General features: G+C 43.4%; 2 protein-coding genes. Both read right to left on the bottom strand.

Going from position 1 to position 1229, the window contains the following annotated elements; all coding sequences use genetic code 11:
- On the bottom strand, window positions 1–662 hold a 662-nt coding region (locus tag D3222_RS24675), incomplete at its 3' end, for a hemolysin BL-binding protein (protein WP_232832680.1).
- Between the two features lie 155 nt (window positions 663–817).
- The coding region (locus tag D3222_RS24670; protein WP_118988361.1) for an immunity 42 family protein at window positions 818–1229 on the bottom strand (412 nt) is incomplete at its 5' end.

Here is a 1229-nt window from a genome sequence, read left to right as displayed (position 1 = left end):
TTATCACTTATATCATTTGATGCTTTGTAGACACTCTGTCCTTGGTAAATCTTACTAGTTTTTTGTGAGTTTCCTTTCGCTTGGTTACCAAATCCTTTCTGTTTAAAGAATTCATTCATATTCCCTACAGCCCCCTGATTCGGTTGATATGGTTGTTTGCCTTTTCCGACATCCCCGCGGCCTTTTGCTCCAGCTTTACTGATCCCTCCGGCCACTCCCGCAGACGCCGCAATCCCCGTCTGCCCCATAATCTTCACGATTTCCTGGGTGGTCTCTTCTGAGCCGCCGGTGACTTGGGCACGATGGAGCACTAAATTGCGGGAGGCATCAATATTTGACATCGCACCCCGTAAATCAGCCCATTCCCGCACTTCTGCCGGCGTGAGGGAATCCAGTCCCTGCATTCTGGCTTTTTCCTGAATTTCGCTCATCCGGGCACTGTAATCACCCTGTAATGCCCGCAGCTCTTTGGCAACCGCGACACATTGCTCTGCACCGGTACAGCTTGTTATTCGTGCCTGAACCTTATCGTATTCTTGGCGATACTTATCCCTGACAGTCGTACGGCAACTACTATCTCCCTGACAGTTGACCAGTTCCTCACTTCTCGAGCGATTCTGATCAACGCTTAAGTGATTATTATCGACAACAACGCATTCCATTGCGAAGTTGACCGCCGAACGCCGATTTTCCCTGCGTACTCAGTCAGTTACAACCCGTTTTTCCCAGCGCGATTTGATGCCTGACTCACAACACCCCGACGCGATTTTTGAGCCTGATAAGCCATTTTGCTTTGATACTGTTAAAAGGCTGCGAATTAAATGGTTGAATAATATTCAAATGCTTTTGAAATTATTTCATTAACTTCACTCTTATAAAGAATAGCCTCTCTGATATCAGGATTAGTGATCGTTTCCCAAAAACCATTCCCATGTTCGTCTTGTTTTAATTCACTATACTTAGCGCCGAGTATCCTAACCATATCACCATGAGAAACAGCAAAAACAATAAAACCAGCATCATTAATATTTTCTGTTGATGCTTGATATTGGTAAGATTGCTCAAAATTTTCAGGCTCATCTTGTCCTATCAACTCTGGAGAAATCATTCCTAACATAAAGTTAAAAGCATCTTTAGTTCCTTTTTCAAACAACACTTTATTTTCCTGAAAAGAAAATAAAGCATTAGTATTGTCTTTCAACGAAAGGACATCTACCCAAAGGGTAGAT

Source organism: Photorhabdus sp. CRCIA-P01 (assembly GCF_003545805.1).
In the GTDB taxonomy this organism is placed as follows: domain Bacteria; phylum Pseudomonadota; class Gammaproteobacteria; order Enterobacterales; family Enterobacteriaceae; genus Photorhabdus; species Photorhabdus antumapuensis.
This window is presented reverse-complemented; position numbering and strand designations above follow the sequence as displayed.